We start from the raw sequence: 22,758 nt of genomic DNA on the forward strand, positions 1-22,758 counted from the left end.
AAAATCGTAGTAATAGTAATAGGCACTGTGGATTTGTGGATAAGTATGTTTTAAGCCATGCGACATAAAGTTTTCCACATGTTGATAACTTGTGGGTAAGTATGTTCCAGTTATCCACATTGTACACAGGTCTATTAAAACATATTTTGTGACTTTCTTAAATTTTTTTCAATTTCAGCAAGGTCATTTTTCAACACTTGATCGGTTTTTAGTAGTTGCGATATTTTTTCATGTGCATGGATGACGGTTGTATGATCTCGTCCACCAAATTCATCACCGATTTTTGGTAATGAGGCATCTGTAAGTTCTCTTGAAAGATACATTGCGATTTGGCGCGGGAATGCAATACTTTTCGTCCGTTTTTTTGCTTTAAAATCTTCCAAACGAACGTGGAAATATTCGCCCACTGTTTCTTGAATCCCACTAATCGTAATAACTTGTGATTTAGAAGAGGGGATAATATCTTTTAAAGCCTCAGCCGCAAGACCAGCTGTTATATCTTTATTAACGAGGGAAGAATAAGCAACTACTCGAATGAGTGCACCTTCTAGCTCGCGAATATTCGAATCAATTTGGTTTGCAATATATAGCATGACTTCATTTGGAATATCAAGTCCGTCTGCTTTTGCTTTTTTACGTAAAATGGCGATCCGTGTTTCTAAGTCTGGTGGCGTAATATCAGTAATTAAGCCCCATTCAAAGCGGGATCTAAGCCGATCTTCCAGTGTAGGAATTTCTTTTGGTGGTCGGTCACTGGAAATAATAATTTGTTTTTGTTCATCATAAAGCGTATTAAATGTATGGAAAAATTCCTCTTGCGTTCCTTCTTTACCGGCTAAAAATTGAATATCATCAATAAGTAAGACGTCAACATTCCGGTATTTTGTACGGAATTCTTCGGTTTTATTATCTCGGATGGAGCTAATAAACTCATTAGTGAATTTTTCGCTGGAAAGGTACATTACTTTGGCATTATCTTTATGTTGTTGAACGTAATGGCCAACTGCGTGCATTAAATGTGTTTTACCAAGGCCAACTCCGCCATAAATGAAAAGCGGATTATACGCTTTTGCTGGTGCTTCGGCTACTGCAAGTGATGCTGCGTGGGCAAATCTGTTCCCTGAACCAATGACAAATGTATCAAAAACATAACGCGGATTAAGCATATGTTTTCCAATTTCAATACCATCTTCATCTAACGCTGGATTTGGTTTAATCACAGTGTATTCAAAGTTTTCTTCCTGCTCGCCATCAATAAAGCGGACATCAAATAAGCGACCAGTTATTTCTTGCAAAATGTTAGCGATAAATTGTGTGTAGCTCTTCTCTAACCAATCGCGTACAAAATTATTGGGCGCTGAAATAATAAACGTGTTACCTTCAAGTGAATGAGCGGTTGTTGATTTCATCCATGTATCGTAACTAGGTTTACTCATATTTTTTTTGACGATTTGCAGTGTTTCCTGCCAGATGTCTTCAATTGATTGCACTAGTAACCCCCCTTTTTTATGTAATGTAAATGGATGCTCTAAAGTTATCCACAGATAGAAAAAGCCATGGATAAGGTTATCCAAACACTGTTAAAAAATTATCCACAAAGTGAAAATGTATTGTGGATAACTTTATTTTTCCCCAGCTATATTTCTATTCGACAGGAATTATAATATCAGAAAATCACTCTGATAGCAAGGACTTACAAAATCTATCCACAAAACTGTCCAGATGTGAAAAACGGTTGTCCACAGCCAGTTAACTTGTGTATAACTTGTGTGTAAAGAAATCTGTAACGAAATTGTTAGAATTAATTATCCACAAGTCAATGTGTGTAAATAACCACTAATTGTGTATAAGTTTAAACTTAAATAAAAGGTTATCCACAATAAAAAGCCGTTATTAACTACTTATCCACACTTTCTGGGAAAGGATTTCATTGCGACAATGTGTTAAACTATTTAGCAGAATACGAAAAAAAAAGACAAAAGATGAGGTTGTGAAAAATGATATTTCAACGGCTTTTGAAAACAAGAGATACAGAGTTTTATCGAGTTATACAAAACGGGAACATTGATGACGTGTTTGGTTATTTACTTATTCACGACAAACGGGAACCAGCAGAAATTGATGATTTTAAAGTATTTGCGAAAAGTAATATAAATAAAGAAGCTTTTTCCGTAAATATAAAAAAAAATCATGTTTACACGATGTTTTTTCACTTTACCGATTTAGAAGAAGAACAGGAAATTCCGAAATTTACCAAAGTAATTCGTTTTATAGAAGGACTTCTATCTTTTCAGCCTGAAACGAGCCATTATGTCGATAATTATTTAATAGAGGAAAAACTAATTTTTGAATATCCTGCTGAATTTGAGAAAATTGGTGAGTTTGCGCGATATTTAGTAGAGGTTTCTGGACGTAAAATAGCTATTCCGGATACTACTAGAGAAAAATATATCTATTTGACACAATAAATTTAGAAAAATGGTTTTTCTCTCTATAAAAATATGATATGATAGTGAACGGAGTCTAAATAGAAATTCGTCTAAATAGTATTGACAAAAATGACCAGTTCACGTACAATATCTAAGACTGTCTAATAGATAAATTCGATTGGACCCTTTCATGGGAGGTGTAATTAATGAAAAGAACATATCAACCAAGTAAACGTAAAAGAAAAAAAGTGCATGGTTTCCGTACGCGTATGAGTACTAAAAACGGACGTAGAGTTTTAGCAAGTCGTCGTCGTAAAGGAAGAAAAGTTTTATCTGCGTAGACCACTGAAAACGACTCAGTGGTTTTTTTTTTGAAAAATCTCTGAGTCAAACGGCCTTATACTAAGATATGTAAGAAGATGGAGAATGTATGAAAAAAAAATATAGAATTAAAAAAAATGACGATTTCCAAAAAGTATTCCGAAGAGGAAAATCTTTTGCTAACCGTCAATTTGTTGTTTATACTTTAAAGCAAGAAGAAGCAAGTCATTTTCGAATTGGTTTATCCGTTAGTAAAAAAATTGGAAACGCTGTCTGCCGAAATAGAATCAAACGATACATAAGACAATCTTTCCATGAGCTAGAAAGCCAAATCAATCCTGAAAATGAATATATTATCATCGCCAGAAAACCGGCGGCCAATATGGATTTTCATGAAGTTAAGAAAAGTTTGATTCATGTTTTAAAAGTAGGGCGTGTTTTAAAACAAAAACCAAACAATTCAAAATGAGTGGAAATTTGAAAAAGGCGAAATTGGAGGTTACATCAATTTGAAGAAGAAAAAGCGATTCAAACAGAAGTTGCTCATCGCAAGTCTTGTAATCGGATTAGTAGCTGTACTTTCGGGTTGTGGCTATTCAACTGATCCAATTACAAAAGATTCAACTGGATTTTGGAGTCACTACATCGTGTTTCCGTTATCTTGGGTTATTACATGGTTTTCCGATTTATTCGGGGGAAATTATGCAGTCGGAATTATTGTCGTTACAATTTTAATTCGACTACTAATTATGCCTTTAATGATCAAACAACTGAAAAGCCAAAAAGCTATGACCAGCTTACAACCGAAAATCAAAGAACTACAAGAAAAATACTCGTCTAAAGATAATGAAACAAAACAAAAATTACAACAAGAAACAATGCGCCTATATCAAGAAAATAGTGTAAATCCAATGATGGGTTGTTTACCATTATTGATACAAATGCCTATTTTACTAGGATTTTACCAAGCGATTAGTAGAACTGCTGAAATTAAAACAGATACATTCTTATGGATGCAGCTGGGAAATCCAGATCCATATTATATCTTACCAATCGTAGCAGCACTAACAACATTCTTATCATCAAAAATTTCTATGATGGGGCAAACACAGCAAAATAAATCAATGGCGATGATTGTTTATATCATGCCAGTAATGATTCTATTTATGGGTATCACATTACCTTCTGCACTTGCTCTATACTGGATTATCGGTAACATTTTCACCGTATTCCAAACACTTTTAATAAATAATCCTTTTAAAAACAAACGTGAACAGGAGGCGCTGGCGGTTGCTCAACTTGAAGAAGAACGTTTGAAGAAAAAAGCAGCTAACATGAAAGCTTCCAAAAAAGGAGGTAAGAAAAGAAAGTGAGAGATATAACTGCGCAAGGCTCAAATGTTGAAGAAGCAATCCAAAATGCATTAGCGACTTTAGAAACAACACGCGACAAGGTCGAAGTAGAAGTTCTAGACGAAGGTAAAAAAGGTATTTTCGGAATTGGTTCAAGACTAGCTATGGTAAAAGTAATTGAAAAAGAAGATGGTATCCAAGTAGCGATTGATTATCTTTTAGATGTTGCTACCAAGATGGGTGCAGTAATCACGATTGATGTAGAAGAAGTTGGTAAAGACGTGAAGTTGCAAATTAAAGGTGAAAGTCTAGGAATGCTAATTGGCAAACATGGACAAACTCTTAATGCACTTCAATACTTAACACAATTAATTGCTAATAAAACAACGAGCCAATACAAAAACATTATTGTTAATGTAGGGGACTATCGTGAAAGACGTCATGAAACGTTAGTACTTTTAGCAAATAAAATGGCGGATAAAGCTCTTAAAACGAAGCGCGCTGTTCATTTAGAACCAATGCCTTCTTTTGAAAGAAAAATTATTCATGCTATTTTAAGCGAGAATGAACAAATTGAAACACATTCTGAAGGACGCGATCCTTACCGTTATATTGTGATTAAGCCAGTTCGAAAATAAATTCTTAGACTGAGGTTTTAACGAACCTCAGTCTTTTTTTAGGAGGAGACTTAAATGGCGATTTATAAGGATTCAGTTAATGAAATGTGGCAGAAATACCGGACAGAACACCCGATGATTTCCAATAAATTTGAGGCATGGGCATTTGGTAACTCTGCTCAGATGGCAAATGAACTTGGTGGGCTTGTTATGGATGGGATAAAAACCGGTACGAGCAGCTTGTTCTATTGGTATGATCAAGGCGGAGAAACGATGCCGTCTGTTGGCTCCCATGTTGTACTTTTAGATGGAGAAGAAGAAGCTATAGGAATTATCAAATTAATAAACGTAACAATTATGCCTTTTAATGAAGTACCTGAAACGTTTGCTTATTTGGAAGGAGAAGGTGACAGAACTCTAGAATATTGGCGAGAAGTACATACATCCTTTTTCACTAATGAATGCGACGAGCTTGGAATTCCATTTGAAGAAGATGCTCTAGTGGTTTGTGAAGAATTTGAGGTTGTTTATAAATAGAATGTTTCACGTGAAACATTAAAAGAGACATGACTTTAACGCAAAGTCATGTCTCTTTTTCTAAATATTTTTTGGTAAACGGAATATAAGTAGGAAACAAACTACGAGTAGAAAAATATTAACGTACATACTCATTTGCAAACTATCGGAAAAGGCACTTGCTTTTGAGGTGGCTGTAGTATTACCGAGAGTGCGGAAAAATACTGATCCAACAACTGCAATCCCAAAGGACGAACCAATTCGTTGCGCTGTATTAAACATACCACTAGCTCCGCCACGATCTAGCCCAGTCACGGTGGAAAGGGTAAAACTATTCAATGGTGCAATAGTTAAACCACTGCCAAGCCCTGCAATGAAAAGTGGTAGGAATAAGAGCCAAGCAGAAAAAGCGCCGTCATTGAGATGGAAAACTATAGAAACGGTGCCAAGACCGACAATAACGAGCGAGACCCCAAGCATTAACAGTTTTCTTCCTAGTAACGGTATAAATCGATAGCTATTAGACGCTGCCAGTACGCTACCTAATGCAAAGGGGCTAATTGCAAGCCCAGATAAAATAGCTGAACGATTGAAACCAGTTTGCCAAGTTAGCGATAGAACGAAGAAAATACTAGTAAATGCAGCAAAATATACGAGTGATAAGAGCATTCCTGAGACAAATTGATTGTTTTTAAGTAAGTTTGGCGCAATTAATGGTTGATTGCCTTTCATTTCTTGGTAAACACTCCATTTATAAAGGATGATGAAGAGTGGAATAGAAAGCGCCATTAAAAGGTAATCTATTGGTTTGAAATCATTTGCACCATTTGAAATAAGTGGGAAAAGTAATAGTAAAAGTGCGATTGTCAGTAGGCCAACTCCAGGCAAATCAAAGCTGATTTTTTTCGTGGAGACGGTTCTTTTAGGAAGATAAAGCATTGCTAGGACGAGTGTTACTAACACAAAAGGTACGTTAACGAAGAAAACTGCGCGCCAACCGTTTGTAGTGCCGAACAGTTCAATTAAAAGTCCTCCTGTAAGAGGTCCGATGGCAGTACCAACACCAATAACTGAGCCAAGAATCCCGAAAATTTTCCCAAGGCTTTTTCCGGAATACATATCCATAATCGTCGCATTGATTTGCGGGAAAAATAACCCGGCAGCAAGACCTTGTATTACCCGGGAAATAATTAGGCTATTTTCCGAAGCCGCAAAACCGGCAGTAACACTCATAATTAGAAATAGGGTAATCCCGATAATGTATATGTTTTTCCGACCAAATTTATCCCCAAGTCGTCCCGCTAAAATAAGTACAAGTCCAAATGCAAGAGCATAACCTGAAATAACCCACTCAATTGTTTCGCTTGTAGCATGTAGGGCTGTCGTAATATCAGGCAAAGCCACATTAACGATGGTTGTATCTAATAATGAAATAAAAGCTCCAAGCATTATTGAAATAAGTGCTAAAGTTTTACGTTTATCCGTCTGTTCCATGAATCATTCTCCTTTTTGAAGCTTTTTGAGATATTTTTCATTATAAACCTAAACGTTACTATATTAAAGAAAGAGCCAATGTTTCACGTGAAACATTTTACTTTGAGGGCAAGATTTGATAAGCTTTTTTTATTAACAATACGGGGGTAAACGTATGGAAAATCGTAAACAAATGATAAAAACCGAACGACTTTTTTTAAGTGAAATGACGTTGGCTGATACGGAAATTTTATTTGGATACTGGTCAGATGATTCAGTTACTAGATATATGAACATTGAGCCTTTCCAAAGTTTACAGCCTGTAGAAGAAATGATTCGGATGCTAAGGCAACTAGAGATAGAAGGAAAAGCACTTAGATGTGTAATTATTTTGCAAGCAACAGGAGAAATTATTGGTACATGTGGCTTTAACTATATTGATCATGAAAATCACCGAGCAGAAATCGCTTATGATTTAGGGACACGATTCTGGAAACGAGGATATGCTACAGAAGCTGTAAAAGCCTTGATGGAATGGGGAAGAGAATCCTTTAAATTACACAGGATTGAAGCAAAAGTAGACCCGAGAAATGAGGCGTCAATTACTTTGCTAGAGAAGCTTGGTTTTTTAGAAGAAGGATTACTTAGAGATTATGAAAAAATTGGCACGGAATATCAAAGTTTGAAGTTATTTTCTTGGTTAGATACAGGTAAATAGCTACATTTAAAGAGCGCTGTATAGAGCTCTTTTTTTGTACATAAGAATGATAAATGTGTCGAATTTTTTACTAAAAAATGGAAAGATAGTAATCATATAAGATTATTTCTTGTTTATTATATTTAGTTATTGCTAAAATAAAAGGAGCTATAAAAAATACAAACTCAAGGAGATTATCCAATGACAAAAGAATATTATTTTATAAAACCTGAATTAAGCTCTCCTGAAACAAAGCAAGAAAACATTTCTTCTTGGTTAGATACCCAAGATACAGATTTTTATAATGCTCAAATTGCCCAAGAACGGGATTATTGTTTTTGGTGCGATATTGTAGAAACGGCTAAAACGAATTCACGGGAAAGTTATACTTCTATGGCTTATACTTTGAATGATCCTAATATGCTCAACTCCGCTGCAAAAACCAATTTTATTTTGGCAGAAGATGAAGTGTTATATATACACACTCTGTCCGTCATTCGCGACGGTAAAGTTATTGATAAAATAAATGATATTAATGTGAAAGTCTTGGATTATGTTCGTGATGAAAATCAAGCTAGTTTTAATGATGAGAAAAAAGTAACGGTTCTAATTCGTGATTTACATTTAAATGATATTTTCTTAATTGAAACAACTATTGAACGTAAATATGAAGAAAGCAGCATTCGTAACCAATTTTTCCGCTGGATTTATTCGGCTCCAAATTCATACTGGGCTTACGGAAAGTATCGTTTTGAATTGAAGAACGAGACAGGACAGAATTTAGAAACGAATTTCCATTATTTCCGCGATGAAGCAGGGGCAATTTTAGATAAAGAAAAAGTTATTATTGAAAATAGCCAATCTTATACAATCGAAAAAGAAGACTATATTGGAAATGATCCAAAAGAGTTTGAACTTACGCCATTTATTGATTTTGTTACTGAAAAGACTTATCCAGAAATTACCAAAGCAATCAGTGACGTTTATCAGAAATTCTATCAAGTGGATTTAGCCAGTTTTGCTGGTGATTTGGTTTCCGAATTAGATGCATTACCTTCTTTAAAACATAAAATTAGGCATGCGATTGATTTTGTTCAAAAAGAAATATACTATTTGTATAATGAAACGGAAATGGATGGACATGAGCCTCAAGCGGCAGAAGTAACTTATCAGACGAAACAAGGTGATTGCAAGGCGAAAACGGTTCTTTTAAAAGTTATTTTAGATTATTTAGAAGTCGATTCAGAGCTGATTTTGGTTAATTATGGCAGTGATGTCTTTTTACCGGTTTATACGCCGTCACCATTTAATTTTAACCATGCGATTTTAAAAGTAACAGATGATAATCAAGTTTATTTTATTGATGCCACAATGAGTAGTGACCAAGGCTTTTTAGCTAACCGCCAAAGAAATAGTTTCATGTATTATTTGGAAATTAAACCAGGAACCGAATTACAAAAACAAGAGCCTTTTCAAGATAGAACGCCTTCTGTTGAAGAAATTTTCCGATGTGATGTTAAAGGAAATGAAGCCGAGGTTGTTTTTGAAAGAAAATTACGCGGTGGAATGGCAAACGGATCACGTGAAATGTTTAAAAATGAATCAAATAAAGATATTGTTAATCGCTATAACTTCGCGATTTATAGCAATATGACTTTATATAAAAAATATGAAGAAAATGAGATTGATAAGCACTTTAATAACACGTCCATTCAAATTGTGGAAGATAATAAGGAAATGAATGAGATTTCGCTAGTTTATAAAGCAACAATAACTGACCCATATATTGTAGAAAACAAAAAACGCTTTTTACATTTTTGGAGTTGGGGTAATTTTATTGATGATGGCGCGGAAAAACATTTCCATAAAGATTTCCCGTATTGGGTTGATCGAAATATCATCAAAATGGAGATTCATTTAACGACTGACCACTCGATAGATCAGACGGATTCCTATACACGTCAAGAATGTGACATCAAGTCTAAGTATTTAAATCATCGTGTGACGAAGAAAATTCACAAAAACGGTGCTTCGTGTTATTTAGAGTATCGTCCATATCACAACCTTACTATTTCTGGGAAAGATTTAGAAGAATATATTAAAGCTAATAAAAAAGTTCTAGATAGTAACTGGGGAATTGGTATTGATATCATTGAAGATGGTCTGTTTAAGAAATTAGGTAAGCTATTTAAATAAACGTAAAAAAAGCATCCCTTTCTATAAGGGGTGCTTTTTTATAAATGGTCCCGACTGGTCTCGAACCAGCGACCCCCACCATGTCAAGGTGATACTCTCCCAACTGAGCTACAGGACCAAGTAAACTCAGAAAATAAGCTTAATCGTTTATTTTCTGAATGGATTCACGTTCAATCATTTCGGTTTTAATGATGGTTGTTTTTGGTACGTTTTTATCTTGGTGGATTAAGCGAAATAATAAGTTAGTCGCTTTTTTTCCTAGTTTATTAATTGGTATATCAATAGAAGTAAGTGGCGGTGACAAGAAAGATGATGCTACTTTATCATTATAGCCGATGACAGAAAAATCTGCAGGTATTTGTAAATTTTTATCGGCTGCCATTTTATAAATACTAAGTACTTTTAAATCGTCGGTTGCGAAAACTGCGGTTGGTTTATCGGTGCTTTCCATTAGGCGTAATGCGGCTTTGTAACTGTCTTCAATGCTATAACCGCTATCAATAATCCAGTCATTGCGAAGGTCTAATTGGTGGTCAAATAGGCAGCTTCGAAAACCAGCAAGGCGATCAATCGAAACATGATAATCAAGTGGCGCGTGGATACAAGCAATTTTCTTATGACCTTGCTTGATTAAATGTTTAGTTAGAGCATAACTATCACCAAAATTGTCTGTGTCAACGGAATAAATATTTTTGTAATGTCCTTCTACTTTTCCGGTAACGACAATGGGGATATTATACGGGTCTAATTGATGGAAAAAATCTTCATCAGCCGGGGAACTTAGCATAATTATACCTTTAATCATTTTTTCTTGGATTTTTGAGAGGCATTTTTTGAGTTCGTCTTCGCTGTTTTTGGCGGTCTGAAGAATAAGGTCGAAATTTTCCAACTCAGCTTGAGTGGAAATGGATTGAATTATTTCGGAAAAAAATGGATTTCCTGTTGTTGTGGTTGTGGAGCGATTTGAGATAACCATGATAGCATCAAAGCCTGAAGAAGTAAGTGCGCGAGCTAGTTTGCTGGGCTGGTAGTTGAGTTCATCAATCGCTTCTAATACTTTTTGTCTTGATTCTTTGGAAATATTAGCTTGATTGTTTAGTACTCTGGATACCGTTGATTTTGAAACTCCCGCGTGTTTTGCTATGTCATAAATGGTAGCTGCCAAGGTAATCTTCCTTTCTCTATTGTTTCCGGTATCGGTTCCGGTCATTATCATCCATGTTTATATTACTCAATTTTACCCTAAATGTCCAACTAGATGTTATATAGGGATAAAAACTCAATACTGTCAACATGTTAGGAAATTCCTTTTAAAATGTGTTTGACAGAAAGCGCTTTCCATACTATAATTCTTTTTGTGGGAGCGCTCCCGGTTAGGAGGTAAATGATGACGAATTTAAGAAAACGACTTTCGCGGTTATATTCTGAAGATGTAGTTGAGAGTTTAGCAACGAGAATTGAAGCCCGGGTAAACCAAACGAAACAAAGAAAGTTAGTACGAAAAGACAAATGGGACGAGAAAGATATTGTTTTAATTACATATGGAGACCAATTTAAAGAGGAATCCAAAAAAACTTTACCAACCTTTAAGAAAATGTATGATCGTTATTTAAAATCGACTTTTGAGGTAGTACATTTCCTACCTTTCTATCCTTATTCCTCGGATGATGGGTTTTCGGTTATTGATTACAAAGCGGTTAATCCGGAGCTTGGTGATTGGGAAGATATTAAGGAAATGGAAAAGTCGGCGCGATTGATGTTTGATTTTGTTTGTAATCATATGTCGGCGAAAAGTGAGTGGTTTAAGCGATATTTAGCGGGTGATAAGGAATTTCAAAACTTTTTTGTGGAAATGGATCCTGATACTGACCTTAGTTCGGTTACAAGACCACGTGCAACACCAGTGCTCACGCCGTTTCAATTTGCTTCTGGTAAAGAGGGTTATATTTGGACGACGTTTAGTGAGGATCAGATTGATTTAAACTTTGCTTGTCCGGAAGTGCTTTACAAGATGATTGATGTTTTGATGTTCTATTTAGAAGAAGGTGCGGAATATGTGCGACTTGATGCGGTTGGCTTTATGTGGAAAGTGCCGGGAACGAGCTCGATTCACTTAGATGAAACGCATGAAATCGTGAAATTATTTAGAGATTTAGTAGACATGGCAGCACCAGGGACGATTATTATAACCGAAACCAACGTGCCGCATGTTGATAATATTAGTTATTTTGGAAATGGTGAAAAGGAAGCGCATATGGTTTATCAATTCCCGCTTCCACCACTTGTGCTCCATGCGATACATCATGGCAATGCGGAGTTTTTAAGCAATTGGGCGAAAGGTTTAGAGCTCCCAGAAGGCAAGCGCACATTCTTTAATTTCCTCGCTTCACATGATGGAATTGGCTTAAATCCAGTGCGCGGAATTATTCCAGAAGCAGACATTTTAGCATTGGTAGATGATTTGGAAAAAGAAGGAGCACTCGTTTCTTATAAACAAAATCCAGATGGTACGAAAAGTCCGTATGAAATTAATGTGACTTACATGGATGCGTTAAGTAAACAAGCGGATACTGATGACTTGAGGCTGGCGAGATTTCTCGTCGCTCATGCAGTACTAATGTCTATCCCAGGCGTTCCGGCTGTTTATGTTCAAAGTATTTTAGGAAGTCGCAATGATTATTCAGGCGTAGAAACAACGGGGCATAATCGCTCTATTAATCGAAAAAAATACGACTTGGCGGAAATTACAGCAGAGTTGAATCAGGCTGACTCCTTACGAAAAGAAACCTATGATGCGCTAACGAAATTAATTAGCACACGAAAAGCGGAATCACTTTTCCATCCAGAAATCGCGATGGAAGTTTTAGAATCTACGGCGGAATTGTTTGTTGTCAAACGTTCATCCGGCGCGGAATCGATTATATTGATTCATAATTTATCAGAAAAAGAAGTGCATTATTCACTAGACAGCGGTGTTTATACAAATCTTTATACGGGCTCTGCAGTAACTGGGAGCGATTCCATAAAGCTTAGAGGCTATGAATTCTGCTGGCTAAAAACCAAAAATTACAGGGAGGAACAAAAATGAAGAAAAAAAGTCTTGTATTACTTGTTGTTGTGTTGGTTCTAAGTGCGGTATTAGCTGCATGTGGAGGAAAAGAGTCTGGTAGTAAGGAAGTAACAATTGAATTTATGCATTCATCTGTTGAAAAAGAGCGTTTAGATGTTATTAATAAATTAATTGCTGATTTTGAAAAAGAAAATCCAACTATTAAAATCAAACAAATTCCAGTTGAAGAAGATGCTTTTAATACAAAAGTTGTCACACTTGCTCGTTCTGGTAAACTTCCAGCAGTTATGGAAGTAAGCCAAGATTTTGCCAAAGTAATGGATAAAGATGAGTTAATTGACCAAGATGCAGTGAAAGAAGTTATCGACTCGGTTGGAGAAGATAAATACTATGAAGGTGCAACAAACTTAGTGCGTTCTGAAGATGGTAAAAGCTATATCGCAGCACCATTAAGCGGTTGGGTTCAAGGTATTTGGTACAACAAAAAAGCTTTAGCCGATGCTGGTTTTGAAGAACCGAAAAACTGGGCGGATATTGAAAAAGTAGCGAAAAAATTCACGAATAAAGCTGATAAAAAATACGGTATTGCAATTCCAACAGCAGAAAGTACGATGAGTGAGCAAGCTTTCTCTCAATTCGCACTTTCTAACAAAGCCAATGTTTTAGATGCAAAAGGAAATGTAACGATTGATACACCAGAAATGAAAGAGGCTCTTCAGTATTACAAAGATCTTTCAGCGTACACAATGCCTGGTTCAAATGATGTAACTGAAATTAAAGATGCGTTTATGAATGGTACTGTTCCAATGGCAATGTACTCTACGTATATTCTTCCATCTGTATATGAAGAAGGCGACCCATCTAACATCGGATTCGCTATTCCAGAAGAAAAAGAAAAAGCAGTTTATGGAACAGTTTCCGGATTGACTATCTCTGCTGGTTTGGATGATGACCAAAAGAAAGCAACGAAGAAATTTGTTGAATACTTGTCTCAACCAGAAAATATGGCAACGTGGGTATTAATGTCTCCAGGTGGCGCACAACCAGTAAATAAAGAAGTAGTAGAACAAAAAGCATACAAAGAAAATGAAGTAATTAAATCATTTGGTGAACTTCCAAACGAAATCGCTGCATCTTTCAACGACATCCAAGTTTTCGGACTTGTTGATGGTAAAAACCTAACAAAAATGGGTGATATAACTAGTTCAGGTATTATCGCACAAATGGTTAACAACGTAACTGTTGGCGGTGGCGATGTTTCAGCGGACTTAAAAGCAGCACAGAAAAAGGCAGAAGAAGGTAAATAATCAAATAGCGGGGAGGTGAGTCTCCCCGTCTTTTTATACAGTTTAGCACGTCGCTTTTTGATTTAAGGAGGCATTATGAAAACAAAAGTATATAAAAGGTCCGACTTTAAGTTAGCAATGATTTTACTTGCGCCAAGTTTTGTTTTACTGGCAGCACTTGTGTTATATCCGATGATTTCAAATATCCAGATTAGTTTTTTAGATATGCCGCTAAATCCGAATATTAAATCGGTCTTTATCGGTTTACAAAACTATATAGATATTTTGAAGGATCCAGAGTTTTATAAATCACTAGGTCTTACCGTGGCTTATACAGCACTTGTAGTAATTGGGAGTACGGGGATGGGGCTACTTGTAGCGATTTTCTTTAATCGTGAATTTCGTTTTAGAAGAACGGCTCGGTCGCTTATTATTTTGTCGTATGTAACACCATCTATTTCTCTTATTTTTGCATGGAAGTATATGTTTAATAATGGTTATGGTGTGATTAATTTTATGACTGTAGATGTGCTTCATATGTTTAAAGAAGCACCACTCTGGTTTGATAATCCAGTTTCTAGTTTCTTTTTAGTAACCTTTTTTGCGATATGGCGTTATTTCCCGTATGCATTTATTTCGTTTTTGGCGATTTTGCAAACGGTCGATAAGTCGCTTTATGAGGCGGCTGATATGGACGGAGCGAACATTTGGGATAAATTCAAAATTGTTACTTTGCCAGCGATTATGCCGGTACTTGCTACAGTTATTACGCTTCGTGCGATTTGGATGTTCTATATGTTCACCGATGTATACTTACTCACGAATAAAGTAAATATCCTTGGAGTTTATTTATATAAAACAGCATTCGCATTCAATGATTTAGGAAAAGCAGCAGCGATTTCTGTCATATTATTTGTCATTATTTTTGTTGTGATTATTTTTGCAAGAAAGCGGGTGGATTTGAATGGCGGTAAGTAGTAAAAAGTCAAAAAGAACAAAGAAAATCGCGTTTTACGTGACGATGGTTGCATTTTTATGTATTACATTGTTCCCATTTGCGATTATGTTAATGACTTCATTTAAGAGCAGCAAAGAAGCCATTTCTACGCATCCAACATTTTTCCCGAAAGATTTCACTTTCCAGCATTATATCGATATTTTTAATCCAGATATTTTTCCGTTTTTAACGTATTTTAAAAATAGTTTGGTTGTTTCGGTTTTTGCGGCGGGAATTGCGGTCGTTTTGGGGATTTTAGGAGCTTATGCGTTGTCTAAATTACGCTTTAAAGGGCGAATGACGATTAACGCGAGTTTTTACACGGTTTATATGTTCTCCGGAATTTTGTTAATTGTTCCGTTGTTTAAAATAATTTCGAGTTTGGGGTTATATGATACAGAAACAGCTTTAATTATCACGATGGTTGTACAAACACTACCAACTGCGGTATTTATGCTGAAAAGTTATTTCGATACGATTCCAACTGATATTGAAGAAGCCGCAATGATGGATGGGCTAAATCGCTTCCAGATTATTTTACGAATTATTGTTCCGCTTGCGATTTCAGGTATTGTATCTGTGTTTGTATATTGCTTCATGGTGGCTTGGAATGATTATCTGTTTGCATCGATTTTCCTATCTAGCTCAGAGAAATTCACGTTACCAATCGGCTTAAATACACTATTTAGTACACCAGATTATATTTGGGGTAGAATGATGGCGGCCTCGCTAGTTACGGCGCTTCCGGTTGTTATTATGTACGCAATTTCAGAACGATTTATCAAAGGAAACTTAACAGACGGTGGAGTTAAAGGATAAGAAAGGAAGTTTTTTAAAATGAAAAAATTAGTTGCGACTGCCCCTCGTGTGGCGGAATTAGTAGAATATCATGATCGTGAAGTTGTAGAAGATGAAGTAAAAATTAAAGTACAGTTCGCTTCTCCAAAACATGGAACAGAAGTAGTTGATTTTAGAGGAATTAGTCCTTTTATTGATGAAGAATTTTCTCCTGAATGGAATCTATTTGTTTCACGTGAAACAAATAGTGCGCGAGGCATTGTATTTGGCGAGTTTCAGCTAGGCAATATGGTCGTTGGTGAAGTAGTTGAATGTGGGAGCAAAGTGACAGAATACGAGCTTGGAGATATCGTTTGTACTTACGGGCCGATTATGGAAACTGTTATTGTAAAAGCTGTCGATAATTATAAACTACGTAAATTGCCAAAAGGTGCTAATTGGAAAAATGCGGTGTGCTATGATCCGGCTCAATTTGCGATGAGTGGCGTGCGAGATGCACATGTTCGTGCGGGGGATTACGTTGTCGTTGTCGGACTTGGCGCGATTGGCCAAATTGCGATTCAACTGGCGAAAAAAGCTGGTGCTAGTGTTGTTATCGGGGTGGATCCTCTTAGTCACCGTCGTGAAATTGCTGAAAAACACGGAGCAGATGCTACTTTTGATCCGATTACGACAGATGTTGGTTTAGAAGTAAAACGTCTGACTGGTAAGCTGGGTGCGGATTCGATTATTGAAACAAGCGGGAACGCGGCAGCACTTCAAGCAGCACTACGCGGAATAGCTTACGGTGGAACAATTTCTTATGTAGCCTTCGCGAAACCTTTCCCAGAAGGATTTAACCTTGGTCGGGAAGCTCATTTCAACAATGCGAAAATCGTCTTTTCACGTGCGGCTAGTGAACCAAATCCGGATTATCCGCGCTGGGATCGTAAGCGTATCGAGGAAACGTGTTGGGAACTACTGATGAACGGTTACTTGGATTGTACGGACATCATTGATCCAGTTGTTCCATTCGCTGATTCTGCTGAAAGTTATATGAAATATGTCGACCAACAACCTGATTTAAGTATTAAAATGGGGATTACCCTTTAAGGAGCGATAATAATGAAATTAGGCACACAAAATCAAGCATTTTTCCCGGAAAATATAGAAGAAAAATTTGCTTATGTAAAAGAAATGGGCTTTGAAGGTTTTGAAATTGATGGTAAATTACTTGTTGAAAATTTGGACGAAGTGAAGAAAGCTATCGAAAAAACAGGGCTACCTGTTAGTACTGCATGTGGTGGCTATGACGGCTGGATTGGTGACTTCATTGAAGAGCGCAGACTGAACGGTTTAAAAGAAATTAAGGCGATTTTAGAAGCTTTAGCAGAAGTTGGTGGGCAAGGGATTGTTGTTCCAGCGGCGTGGGGAATGTTCACTTATCGTCTTCCACCAATGGTTTCGCCGCGTAGCCAAGCCGGAGATTTCAAAGCAGTGAGCGAGTCGTTAATTTATTTGGATAAAATTGCTGGTGAAACTGGGACGAAGGTTTATCTTGAGCCACTTAACAGATACCAAGATCACATGATTAATTTGCTAAGTGATGCGCAGAAATATATTGATGAAAATGAACTTAAAAATGTAGAAATTATCGCTGACTTCTATCATATGAATATTGAAGAAGATAGCATTCCAACTGCGCTTGAAGAGCATAAAGATTCCATCGGTCATATTCATGTTGCTGACAATCATCGCTATCAACCAGGAAGCGGCAGCCTTGATTTTAAAACAAGTTTTGATCAACTGAAAAAGAATGGTTACAGCGGATTTTTAACTTTTGAATGTCGTGTTCGTAGTGAGAATCCAGAACAAGCTTATAGAGATGCGTTGGCACATTTAAAAAGCTGTTTAATTTAAAATAGAAAATCCGTCCCAATCAAAGCGGACGGATTTTTCTAAAAGGAGTTTCGGATATGAAGAAAAGAGTTGCAATCATAGGAGCAGGACAAGTCGCTGAGAAGGTTCATGCTGCATATTATAAGACAAGAAATGAGTTAGAACTTGTGGCAGTTTGTGATCCTAGTATGGAACGAGGCGAAGAGTTTCGTTTGAACAATGGTTTTTTGAAGCATTATGCTACGGCGGAGGAAATGTTTGCTACAGAAAAAATTGATATAGTTAGTATTTGTACGCCTAATCGGTTTCATTTTGATAATGTGATGTTGTCTCTTAGGCACGGGGCTGCGGTTATGTGTGAAAAACCACCCGCAATGAGTGCAGCAGAAGCGAAGGCGATGTGGGATCTTGCTAAGGAAAAAGAAGCTATTTTAGCGTATGATTTTCATCATCGTTTTTCTAGTGAAGCACAGTTTTTAAAGAAAAATTCGGCGCTTTTAGGTGAAATTTATTGTGTGAAAGCAACCGCGCTTCGTCGTTCTGGTGTGCCAGGTTGGGGAACTTTTACGAATAAAGAAATGCAAGGCGGAGGTCCGCTGATTGATATGGGAATTCATATGCTCGACGCGGCGATGTTTGTCCTTGGCTTTCCAAAAGTGAAGAAAGTAACGGCAAAAAGTTTTCAAAAAATCGGAACAAAGAAAAGCGCGGGAACATTCGGGTCATGGGATCCAGAAAAATATACAGTCGAGGATGCTTTATTTGGTTTTATTGAACTGGAAAATGGCGGTTTAATTGAGCTGGATACTTCTTTTGCGTTACATATTAAACCAGAGAGCGCATTAAATGTCGACTTTTTTGGGGATTTGGCTGGTGGAAGTTTATATCCGGCTGAAATTTATACGGATAACGCAGGGGAATTTCAGTTGTTGGAAAGCTTAGGTCAACTGGAGGAAAATAAACACGATAACAGCATGAAAGCATTTGTTGATAGCGTTCTTGGCGAGGGGGATTTAGAACTTGCTGGCGCTGAACAAGGTTACAGAATACAAAAAATCGTTGAAAGTTTATACGAATCGGCAGAAAAAGGTGAGAGTGTTTTTTTATGAGGAAAATAATCGAGAAGGAATTTGCATTAAATTATCTAAATAAATATGGGAGCCAAATGACTGTCGGAAACGGCTATTTGGGTGTGCGCGGTGCTCTTGAAGAAGAATATCCGGAGCAAGTTCGTGGTATGTATGTGGCAGGAATTTACAATCGTCCGAGCGGTTCAGTGAGTTCGGAGCTAGTGAACTTGCCGGATGTGACACGGTTCCAAGTGACGCTTGACGGGGAAGTTTTTTCGATGCAAGCAGGGAAAGTCCATGGATATGAACGATTTTTAGATATAAATACAGGAGAATTAGTTAGGAAAATCATTTGGGAAAACAGCGCCGGCGACAAGTATCAACTAAATTTTTATCGATTTGCTTCAAAGGTTGTGAAACATGTTATCGCGGCAAGAGTGGAGATAACGCCTTTAAGTGGATGTGCGAAAGTGAAAATAAAAACGGGTATTGATGCACAACAAACCAATTTTGGAACGCAACAGTTGGCAGAATCTAGCTTACGGATTTTTGACGAAGAGCTGATGGTTGGTGAATATGAAACGATTGAAAGCAAACAGCGAATTACAGTGGCAACAAAAGTCAGTCAAAAAGGGGTTTTCACTGCTAAAAATCGCCAATTAATGACTGAAGTTGAGCAAGAAATCGCAGTTAATCAAACATTTGCTTTGGAGAAAATAAGCCTGGTTAAAACATCTCTTGATGAGGTGGACGTGGAGTTTCCAAATGCAACCTATGCTGAACTGAAAGCAAATTCAGAAAAAGCTTGGGCAGATTTTTGGGAGCATGCGGGCGTTCGCGTTGAGAGCACGAATGATTTTGACCAGTTTGCACTAGATTTTGCGTGCTATCATTTAGAAATTATGACGCCGAAAGATGATTTTCGTTGTAGTGTTGGTGCGAAAGGGCTGACCGGGGAAGGTTACAAAGGACACGTTTTTTGGGATACGGAAATTTTCATTATGCCATTTTTCCTTTATAATAAGCCGGAAATTGCCAAACAACTGCTAGAATATCGTTATCTTCATTTGAAAGAAGCGAAAGAAAAAGCGGTGAAAAATGGATATAACGGAGCGCTTTACCCGTGGGAAAGTGCCTTCTCTGGTGAGGAAGAAACGCCGGAATTTGCAGCGATTAACATTCGGACTGGAACGCGGCAAAAAGTAGCTTCTGCCATCTCAGAGCATCATTTAGTGGCGGATATTGCTTATGCCGTTTGTGAATATGAAGCTGCAACAGGGGATGCTCAGTTTATGAGTGACTGTGGTGCTGAACTGCTCCTCGAAACAGCAGAATTTTGGATAAGTCGAGCAACTAACCGCAACGGTCGACTGGAAATTCTCGATGTGATTGGGCCGGATGAATATACAGAGCACATCGATAATAATACTTACACCAACTACATGGCGCACTATAATGTGAAAATGGCGCTGGAATGGAATCGCGATAATGAAGCTTTTGAGTCACGTGCGAAAGCGTTTCTTAAAAACTTATATTTACCGGTCGCAAATGAAACAGGCTTAATTCCGCAAGATGATACTTTTTTACAAAAAGATTGGATAAATTTAGATAAATATAAGGCTGCGCAAGGAACACAAGGGATTTTACTAGATTACTCGCGGCAAGAAGTGAATGAATTACAGATTTTAAAGCAAGCTGATTTAGTGATGTTATTTTATTTGTTTCCTCAGATGTTTGCGCCAGAAACTGTGAAGAAAAACCTGAATTATTATGAAAAACGAACCATTCACGATTCATCTTTAAGTAAAGCGATTCATGCCATTGTGGAAAATCGTACGGGAAACCGCGAGCAAGCCTATCAATTTTTCCAAGAAGCGTGTTTAATTGATCTTGGGGACGAACCACATTCATCAGATGACGGGCTTCATGCGGCTTCACTGGGGGCAATTTGGCTGGCAGTGGTTTTTGGGTTTGCAGGCATTGATACTAGTGGAGAATTATTAGAAATAGCGCCAGATTTGCCAGATGCTTGGCGATTTGTGAAATTTGAATTCATGTGGAAAGGTGAAACAATTCTAGTGGAAATAGCGCCAAACACATTACAACTTTCAAAAAACACAAAAAGCATGCTAGAATTAGTTATCTACGGAGAAAAACAGCAATTAACGGATACATTAACGATTAAGATGGAACAAAAGGATGTGTCTTTATGAAAATTGTCATTGCACCGGATTCATTTAAAGAAAGTTTGACGGCGCACGAGGTGGCAGAGTATATTAAAGAGGGCTTTCAAGAAGTTTATCCGCATGCAGACTACCATTTACTCCCAGTTGGCGATGGGGGCGAGGGTACGCTTGATGTTTTAAGTAGAGCCTTGGATGCGAAAACGACGAAAATCAATGTTTCTGGACCGTTTGGCGAGCCTGTTTCAGCAAAAGTTGCCTTTACAGAGGGCAATAAAAAAGCGCTGATCGAAATGGCTGAGGTTTGCGGTTTGCATCTAGTTCCAGCAACTAAACGTAATCCACTTCAAGTGAGCACAAAAGGAGTGGGCGAACTAATTTTGCACGCAATGAAAAAAGGTGCGACCGAGGTTATCATTGGCATAGGTGGAAGCGCTTCAAATGATGGCGGAATTGGTATGGCTAGCGCGCTTGGCTATGAATTTTTAGATTTAGAAAACAATGTCGTAAATCCAATCGGCGCAAATTTAGCCAGCATCGCAACCATCCGCTCTGAAAATGTTCCTACTGAGCTCAAAAACAACACGATAAATATAGTAACCGACGTTGAAAATCCGCTTTGTGGAAAAGAAGGCGCATCCTATGTATTCGGCCCACAAAAAGGGTTAGCTGCCACTGATCTCGCAAGCGCAGACGAGGCAATGCATCATTTTTATCAGCTGGCCAATCCAGCGATGATAACAATGGCACGAGCTGGTGCTGGAGGAGGAATTGGCGCTGGACTTGCAACGTTTGCAGAGGCGAATTTGCTGTCTGGCATTGATTTTGTAATCGAGGCGCTTCAAATTAAAGCAGTTTGCAAAGATGCCGATTTAGTCATCGTTGGTGAAGGGAAAATGGACGGACAAACTGCTCAAGGAAAAGCACCAGTGGGCGTGGCGAAAGAAGTACCTGATGGAACACCTGTTTTTGCAATTTGTGGAAGCGTAGGAGAGGGTCTTGAAGCTGTCTATAAGGCCGGAATCCACGCGGTATTTCCCTCAATTGCGAGTCCAACAACTTTAGAAAAAATACTTAAAGAAACCCCAAATAATCTAAGAAGAACCGCACGAAATGTTGCGGCAGTTTGGAAAGGACGAGTAGAATGACAACAGCATTAAAAGGAGTAGTATTCGATTTAGATGGTGTCATCACAGATACAGCGCATTACCATTACTTGGCTTGGAAAAAAACAGCAGAGAGCATTGGAATTGAATTCGATGAAGCATTTAATGAGAATTTAAAAGGAGTGAGTAGAATTGACTCCCTACTTCTTATTTTAAAGAAAGACGGCCGCGAAAATGACTTCACACAAGAACAAATCGAAGCACTTGCAGCAGATAAAAATGAATTCTATGTGAGCTTGCTCGAAGAAATTACGCCGGCAGATGTTTTACCAGGAATAAAAGAACTTATAGTAGCTCTTAAAAAGCAAAATCTTAAATGCGCGATTGCATCTGTTTCAAAAAATGCTCGTACGGTATTGAGTGCGCTTGAAATGGAACAAGAATTTGATTACATTGTTGATGCTGCTAAAATTACTAAATCAAAGCCTGATCCAGAAATTTTTGTGGAAGCATGTCGCGGTTTAGGCTTAGAACCATCAGAAGTAGTTGGAATTGAAGATGCCCAAGCTGGAATTGAAGCAATTAACGCAGCTGGAATTATAAGCGTGGGTGTTGGTTCTGGACTTCGTGATGCGGATATGACAGTGAAAAATACTGGTTTGCTAGATTTACGTATTTTAGAGATATTACATAGCAAATAAAATGTTTCACGTGAAACAAAAGTGTCAAAAAGTGAACAAAAAGCAAGATATATTGCTATTCTAAAACC

General features: G+C 37.4%; 21 protein-coding genes and 1 tRNA gene. 18 read left to right on the top strand and 4 right to left on the bottom strand.

Annotation, left to right across the window (positions count from 1 at the left end; translation table 11 throughout):
• Positions 1-134: 134 nt before the first annotated feature.
• Positions 135-1,490: a chromosomal replication initiator protein DnaA gene (gene dnaA / locus OC533_RS08425; protein WP_003759425.1), complete on the bottom strand. Its 1,356-nt coding sequence runs from the start codon at positions 1,488-1,490 to the stop codon at positions 135-137.
• 507 nt (positions 1,491-1,997) lie between these two features.
• Here dnaA and OC533_RS08430 point away from each other — a divergent pair.
• The 6 genes from OC533_RS08430 to OC533_RS08455 all read left to right on the top strand — a co-directional run bounded on the left by OC533_RS08430 (position 1,998) and on the right by OC533_RS08455 (position 5,256).
• Positions 1,998-2,468 (top strand): hypothetical protein, encoded by a 471-nt coding sequence (locus OC533_RS08430; protein ID WP_033533736.1) that lies wholly within the window; start codon positions 1,998-2,000, stop codon positions 2,466-2,468.
• 167 nt (positions 2,469-2,635) lie between these two features.
• Complete coding sequence (rpmH, locus tag OC533_RS08435; protein ID WP_003718062.1) at positions 2,636-2,770, top strand: 50S ribosomal protein L34; 135 nt, start codon at positions 2,636-2,638, stop codon at positions 2,768-2,770.
• Positions 2,771-2,859: 89 nt separating this feature from the next.
• The gene (gene rnpA, locus OC533_RS08440) at positions 2,860-3,219 is read left to right on the top strand and encodes a ribonuclease P protein component (RefSeq protein ID WP_003759421.1); all 360 of its coding nucleotides are present in this window, start codon (positions 2,860-2,862) and stop codon (positions 3,217-3,219) included.
• Positions 3,220-3,259: 40 nt separating this feature from the next.
• On the top strand, positions 3,260-4,123 hold the full coding sequence (gene yidC / locus OC533_RS08445; protein ID WP_262265246.1) for a membrane protein insertase YidC: 864 nt from the start codon (positions 3,260-3,262) through the stop codon (positions 4,121-4,123).
• Complete coding sequence (gene jag / locus OC533_RS08450; RefSeq protein WP_070752151.1) at positions 4,120-4,740, top strand: RNA-binding cell elongation regulator Jag/EloR; 621 nt, start codon at positions 4,120-4,122, stop codon at positions 4,738-4,740. The genes yidC and jag overlap by 4 nt, the downstream gene beginning before the upstream one ends.
• 54 nt (positions 4,741-4,794) lie before the next feature.
• Entirely contained in the window at positions 4,795-5,256 is a 462-nt protein-coding gene (locus OC533_RS08455; protein WP_160464666.1) for an ASCH domain-containing protein, read from the top strand.
• A 60-nt stretch (positions 5,257-5,316) separates the two neighbouring features.
• Here OC533_RS08455 and OC533_RS08460 read toward each other — a convergent pair whose 3' ends face one another.
• Positions 5,317-6,729, bottom strand: coding sequence for an MFS transporter (locus OC533_RS08460; RefSeq protein WP_194323868.1), 1,413 nt, complete (start codon positions 6,727-6,729; stop codon positions 5,317-5,319).
• Between the two features lie 154 nt (positions 6,730-6,883).
• On the opposite strand from OC533_RS08460, the gene OC533_RS08465 reads away from it, so the two are divergent.
• Complete coding sequence (locus tag OC533_RS08465; RefSeq protein WP_070752156.1) at positions 6,884-7,426, top strand: GNAT family N-acetyltransferase; 543 nt, start codon at positions 6,884-6,886, stop codon at positions 7,424-7,426.
• A 180-nt stretch (positions 7,427-7,606) separates the two neighbouring features.
• Complete coding sequence (locus OC533_RS08470; protein ID WP_003772733.1) at positions 7,607-9,601, top strand: hypothetical protein; 1,995 nt, start codon at positions 7,607-7,609, stop codon at positions 9,599-9,601.
• Positions 9,602-9,646: 45 nt separating this feature from the next.
• Here OC533_RS08470 and OC533_RS08475 read toward each other — a convergent pair.
• Both OC533_RS08475 and OC533_RS08480 read right to left on the bottom strand, forming a co-directional pair.
• Positions 9,647-9,719 (bottom strand) — tRNA-Val (locus tag OC533_RS08475).
• A gap of 21 nt (positions 9,720-9,740) precedes the next feature.
• Entirely contained in the window at positions 9,741-10,766 is a 1,026-nt protein-coding gene (locus OC533_RS08480) for a LacI family DNA-binding transcriptional regulator (protein WP_003764514.1), read from the bottom strand.
• A 222-nt stretch (positions 10,767-10,988) separates the two neighbouring features.
• Here OC533_RS08480 and OC533_RS08485 point away from each other — a divergent pair, with 222 nt between their 5' ends.
• From OC533_RS08485 to pgmB, 10 genes are all read left to right on the top strand, one after another.
• On the top strand, positions 10,989-12,689 hold the full coding sequence (locus OC533_RS08485; protein ID WP_194330366.1) for a sugar phosphorylase: 1,701 nt from the start codon (positions 10,989-10,991) through the stop codon (positions 12,687-12,689).
• Positions 12,686-13,978: an ABC transporter substrate-binding protein gene (locus OC533_RS08490; protein WP_045553751.1), complete on the top strand. Its 1,293-nt coding sequence runs from the start codon at positions 12,686-12,688 to the stop codon at positions 13,976-13,978. Before OC533_RS08485 ends, OC533_RS08490 begins: the two co-directional genes overlap by 4 nt.
• A 75-nt stretch (positions 13,979-14,053) precedes the next feature.
• Complete coding sequence (locus OC533_RS08495) at positions 14,054-14,935, top strand: carbohydrate ABC transporter permease (protein WP_003764662.1); 882 nt, start codon at positions 14,054-14,056, stop codon at positions 14,933-14,935.
• The gene (locus OC533_RS08500; protein WP_003727583.1) at positions 14,922-15,773 is read left to right on the top strand and encodes a carbohydrate ABC transporter permease; all 852 of its coding nucleotides are present in this window, start codon (positions 14,922-14,924) and stop codon (positions 15,771-15,773) included. The genes OC533_RS08495 and OC533_RS08500 overlap by 14 nt, the downstream gene beginning before the upstream one ends.
• 18 nt (positions 15,774-15,791) lie before the next feature.
• Positions 15,792-16,844 carry a zinc-dependent alcohol dehydrogenase gene (locus OC533_RS08505; RefSeq protein WP_045553752.1) on the top strand — a complete coding sequence of 351 codons (1,053 nt, stop codon included), beginning with the start codon at positions 15,792-15,794 and terminating at the stop codon, positions 16,842-16,844.
• Positions 16,845-16,856: 12 nt separating this feature from the next.
• A complete protein-coding gene (locus tag OC533_RS08510) occupies positions 16,857-17,651 on the top strand; it encodes a sugar phosphate isomerase/epimerase family protein (RefSeq protein ID WP_194323874.1) in 795 nt (264 codons plus the stop codon).
• A gap of 56 nt (positions 17,652-17,707) precedes the next feature.
• On the top strand, positions 17,708-18,739 hold the full coding sequence (locus tag OC533_RS08515; protein ID WP_185325184.1) for a Gfo/Idh/MocA family protein: 1,032 nt from the start codon (positions 17,708-17,710) through the stop codon (positions 18,737-18,739).
• The gene (locus tag OC533_RS08520; RefSeq protein ID WP_194323876.1) at positions 18,736-20,913 is read left to right on the top strand and encodes a glycoside hydrolase family 65 protein; all 2,178 of its coding nucleotides are present in this window, start codon (positions 18,736-18,738) and stop codon (positions 20,911-20,913) included. Before OC533_RS08515 ends, OC533_RS08520 begins: the two co-directional genes overlap by 4 nt.
• Positions 20,910-22,031 carry a glycerate kinase gene (locus OC533_RS08525; protein ID WP_194323878.1) on the top strand — a complete coding sequence of 374 codons (1,122 nt, stop codon included), beginning with the start codon at positions 20,910-20,912 and terminating at the stop codon, positions 22,029-22,031. Before OC533_RS08520 ends, OC533_RS08525 begins: the two co-directional genes overlap by 4 nt.
• A complete protein-coding gene (gene pgmB, locus OC533_RS08530) occupies positions 22,028-22,690 on the top strand; it encodes a beta-phosphoglucomutase (protein WP_003764497.1) in 663 nt (220 codons plus the stop codon). Before OC533_RS08525 ends, pgmB begins: the two co-directional genes overlap by 4 nt.
• Positions 22,691-22,758 lie beyond the last annotated feature (68 nt).

Origin of the sequence: Listeria sp. Marseille-Q6474 (genome assembly GCF_946902005.1) — a bacterium.
GTDB classification, from domain to species: domain Bacteria; phylum Bacillota; class Bacilli; order Lactobacillales; family Listeriaceae; genus Listeria; species Listeria innocua.